General features: G+C 57.3%; 6 protein-coding genes. 4 read left to right on the top strand and 2 right to left on the bottom strand.

Annotated features, from left to right (window positions below):
* Positions 1-380, bottom strand: a 380-nt coding sequence (locus tag WBB95_RS08520; protein WP_424487178.1) for an SIR2 family NAD-dependent protein deacylase, incomplete at its 3' end; no start/stop codon positions are given.
* Between the two features lie 152 nt (positions 381-532).
* Between WBB95_RS08520 and WBB95_RS08525 the strand changes: the two genes are divergently transcribed.
* Both WBB95_RS08525 and WBB95_RS08530 read left to right on the top strand, forming a co-directional pair.
* Positions 533-1,069: an N-acetyltransferase gene (locus tag WBB95_RS08525; protein ID WP_424487179.1), complete on the top strand. Its 537-nt coding sequence runs from the start codon at positions 533-535 to the stop codon at positions 1,067-1,069.
* Positions 1,070-1,107: 38 nt separating this feature from the next.
* Positions 1,108-1,278: a hypothetical protein gene (locus WBB95_RS08530; RefSeq protein ID WP_424487180.1), complete on the top strand. Its 171-nt coding sequence runs from the start codon at positions 1,108-1,110 to the stop codon at positions 1,276-1,278.
* Between the two features lie 64 nt (positions 1,279-1,342).
* Here the strand turns inward: WBB95_RS08530 and WBB95_RS08535 are convergent, their stop codons facing one another.
* A complete protein-coding gene (locus WBB95_RS08535; RefSeq protein ID WP_003194115.1) occupies positions 1,343-1,687 on the bottom strand; it encodes a cupin domain-containing protein in 345 nt (114 codons plus the stop codon).
* 294 nt (positions 1,688-1,981) lie between these two features.
* Between WBB95_RS08535 and kynB the strand changes: the two genes are divergently transcribed.
* Both kynB and kynA read left to right on the top strand, forming a co-directional pair.
* On the top strand, positions 1,982-2,632 hold the full coding sequence (kynB, locus tag WBB95_RS08540; protein WP_424487181.1) for an arylformamidase: 651 nt from the start codon (positions 1,982-1,984) through the stop codon (positions 2,630-2,632).
* On the top strand, positions 2,629-3,486 hold the full coding sequence (gene kynA / locus WBB95_RS08545) for a tryptophan 2,3-dioxygenase (protein WP_424487182.1): 858 nt from the start codon (positions 2,629-2,631) through the stop codon (positions 3,484-3,486). The genes kynB and kynA overlap by 4 nt, the downstream gene beginning before the upstream one ends.
* Positions 3,487-3,583: the final 97 nt, after the last annotated feature.

Consider the following 3,583-nt stretch of genomic DNA (forward strand, 5'->3'; position numbering starts at 1 on the left):
GCGTAAGTCAGTTGGTCGTCGATCGTACTCTGCGCCAGATTGATTTGACCATGGAGGTGCAGGACGCACGTAGAGCCCGCGCGCTCATGCAGGTTGTCGACATTTTGCGTGATCACCACTACGTCAAATCGGGACTCCAGCTCCGCGATTGCACGGTGCGCAGCATTGGGCTGTGCGGCACACGCCTTTTTGCGCAGTTCGTTGTAGAACGTCAATACTTCTTTCGTGTGCCGACGCCACGCCTCGGGGGTTGCCACGTCTTCGATGCGATGATTCATCCACAGACCGGTTTCGTCGTTGAACGTATCCAAGCCGCTTTCGGCGCTGATGCCGGAGCCGGTGAAGATGACGATTTTCTGTTTGTCGATGTCAGCCGCCATGGGTCGATTCCATAATGTGATCTTGAACGCGCCTGAAAAATCTTGAATTCATCGTTGGCTCAAGGCTACACCCGATCCTGCTATGGTTTGCGCCCTTTCGCGCTAATGCGACCTTGTGATTCTTCCACCGCCCTCATAAGACTCTGATCGTTATGGCACGTCGGTATTCGAACGCTCTCAAATACGTGGTCTTCCAGTCTCAATCGAGAAAATCAGCACTGGCCTCCTTCGTTAATGAGTGGGGCAAGCTGGGCGATCAGTCTCTGGATGCTTCAAAAGTCCGTTTCGATGTTATTGATGCCCATGCGGTTGAGGCTTTTTACCTTTGGGGAGGCGATGCACAATTTCCTTGGGAGGATGTTCATGAATGGAAAGCCATGGATGTAAAAGGCTTCGATCTGTCTATTTGGCATGACGGGCAGCTATGCGGTCTTTGTTACGCCACGCCGCGTGACAGTAACGTCACGATCAAAATTGTGCTCCTTGAAGGCAGCCCTGATCGTGAGCATCCTTTGAAAGGCTTGATCGCTGCGTTGGCCCTGAGTGCAATTGACACATACGCCCGCGTCCTTGGCTGCTGCTGCATTGAAATCCAGGAGCCCAGACCTGACGTAGTGCCGACTTATGAGCGACTAGGCTTTGGTTATGACAAAAAACGGCGTCTTGTGATTTCAGTCGAGCGCACCTAGTATTGGCCGTACAGGCAAGGCTTACAGAGGCTTGAACAATGAAGGCGACCACCCAGAAAGAAACCACGCACTACGTTGAGACTTTTTCTGCCGAGGCGAAAAAACGTGGCGGAGCGATGTCTGCCAATCAAAAAAGATTTTTCACCGTTGCTATCGAGCACGGCAAGGGCATGGAGCCAACGGGCCCTTTGGCTGGCGAGAGCCGCTGACCCCTGCTATTGAAAACCGCCTTTAGGGCGGTTTTTATGTTTATGTGCTCGGCTGATCGCCAACTCAAGCAAACACAAAATACTTACGCACCGTCTCGACCACTTCCCACGTCCCTTTCATCCCCGGCTCGACCACGAAGATATCCCCAGCCCGCAAGTGAATCGGTGCCATGCCTTCGGGGGTGATCACGCAGTAGCCTTCCTGGAAATGGCAGTATTCCCATTTCACGTATTCCACGTACCACTTGCCCGGCGTGCAGATCCAGGTGCCCATGATTTTGCTGCCGTCTTCGCTCGTGTAGGCGTTGAGGTTGACGGTGTGCGGGTCGCCTTCGAGTTTTTCCCATTTGCAGGCATCCAGGACCGGCAGTGGGTGGGTGTCGCGCAGTACGGTGATGGGCTTGGACATGTTGGCTCCGAGGCAGGGAATGCAAAGATGCACCCTAAGGCCTCGGGCGTTGTATCGGTGGTCTGAACTCGACATCGGGATGCCCAGAAGCGCAGGCCGATGCGATTCCCCAGGCACCCTGCAGTCCCTGGATCTGCAGTGTCTGAGCGGCTGTCGCCAGACGAAATTTCCAAGCGTGAATCCGCCATTTCCTCGCAGTAAGTACGAAAGATTTCCCGTCTGACGCAGGAATTCGCAAGAAAATTCGCAGCCGGCCCTCGTATCATTCACTTCAGAACGAGTGAGAGCCTTGAAATGAACCCAATAAAAACGTGGTGGGACATCAGCCCGCCCTTGAGCGCGGCAACCCCGACCTGGCCGGGCGATACGCCGTTTCAGGAAGAGCGTGTGTGGCAGTTCGGTCCGGAGTGCCCGGTGAATGTGGGGCGCGTGACCTTTTCGCCGCACACCGGCGCCCATGTGGATGCGCCGCTGCATTACAGCGCGGACGGCGCGCCGATTGGCGAGGTGTCATTGGACGTGTACATGGGCCCGTGCCGGGTGCTGCATTGCCTGGGCAGTGGCGCCCTGGTGCAGCCGCATCAGCTCGAAGGGCGTGTGGATAACCTGCCGGAGCGCGTGCTGCTGCGTACTTATCCACAGGCGCCGCTGACCGAGTGGGATCCGAATTTCACCGCCATCGCGCCGCAAACCATTGAGCTGCTCGCCAGCCTGGGCGTGCGCCTGATCGGTATCGATACGCCCTCGCTGGACCCGCAACAGTCCAAGACCATGGATTCCCACAACGCCGTGGCCCGCCATGGCATGGCGATTCTCGAAGGCATCGTGCTCGATGACGTACCGGAGGGCGACTATGAATTGATCGCGCTGCCGCTGCGCTTTGCCAACCTCGACGCGAGCCCGGTCCGCGCCATTCTCCGCCCGCTCAAGGAGCCCACGCGATGAGCCAATGTCCGTTCTCACCTGATTACCAGCCACCTGAAGAATGGCATAACGCCGAACTGAATTTTTCCGAGTCCATGAGCTATGGCGATTACCTGGACTTGGGCAAAGTCCTCAGCGCCCAGCACCCGCTGTCGCCGGACCACAACGAAATGCTCTTCATCATCCAGCACCAGACCTCGGAGCTGTGGATGAAATTGATGCTCCACGAACTCAAGGCCGCCCGCGAACATGTGCGGTTGGGTGAGCTGCCGCCGGCGTTCAAGATGCTGGCGCGGGTGTCGCGGATCTTCGACCAACTGGTGCATGCCTGGGCGGTGCTGGCGACCATGACGCCATCGGAATACAAGGCGATCCGCCCGTACCTGGGGCAGTCGTCGGGGTTCCAGTCGTTTCAGTACCGCGAGATTGAATTCATTCTCGGCAATAAAAGCGCAGCGCTGTTGCGGCCGCATGCCCATCGGCCCGAGTTGTTGAACGAGTTGAAAGTGGCGATTGCTACGCCGTCGCTGTATGACGAGGCGGTCAACTTGATGGCCAAGGCAGGTTTGGCGATTGACCCCAAACGCGCCGAGCGCGACCCGACAGCGGCCACGGTTCACGATGAGTCCGTGGAGGCGGCGTGGCGCGAGGTGTATCGCGACCCGAGCCGGTATTGGGATTTGTATCAGTTGGCCGAGAAGTTTATCGACCTGGAGGATTCGTTCCGTCAGTGGCGCTTTCGGCATGTGACGACGGTGGAGCGGATTATTGGCTTCCAGCCCGGTACGGGCGGCACCGAAGGCGTGGGTTACCTGCGCAAGATGCTCGACACCGTGTTGTTCCCCGAGTTGTGGCGCGTGCGTTCGACGCTCTAAACAAAAAGCCCCGGAATCCCGGGGCTTTCTACATGTGGAATGCAATCAAAAAATGTGGGAGCGGGCTTGCCTGCGATAGTGGTGTGTCAGCCAACAC

The organism is Pseudomonas sp. (genome assembly GCF_049645325.1).
GTDB lineage: Bacteria > Pseudomonadota > Gammaproteobacteria > Pseudomonadales > Pseudomonadaceae > Aquipseudomonas.

Coding starts and splice junctions, on each gene's coding strand:
- WBB95_RS08525 (WP_424487179.1), top strand. CDS start 533: ATGGCACGTCGGTATTCGAACGCTCTCAAATACGTGGTCTTCCAGTCT.
- WBB95_RS08530 (WP_424487180.1), top strand. CDS start 1,108: ATGAAGGCGACCACCCAGAAAGAAACCACGCACTACGTTGAGACTTTT.
- WBB95_RS08535 (WP_003194115.1), bottom strand. CDS start 1,687: ATGTCCAAGCCCATCACCGTACTGCGCGACACCCACCCACTGCCGGTC.
- kynB (WP_424487181.1), top strand. CDS start 1,982: ATGAACCCAATAAAAACGTGGTGGGACATCAGCCCGCCCTTGAGCGCG.
- kynA (WP_424487182.1), top strand. CDS start 2,629: ATGAGCCAATGTCCGTTCTCACCTGATTACCAGCCACCTGAAGAATGG.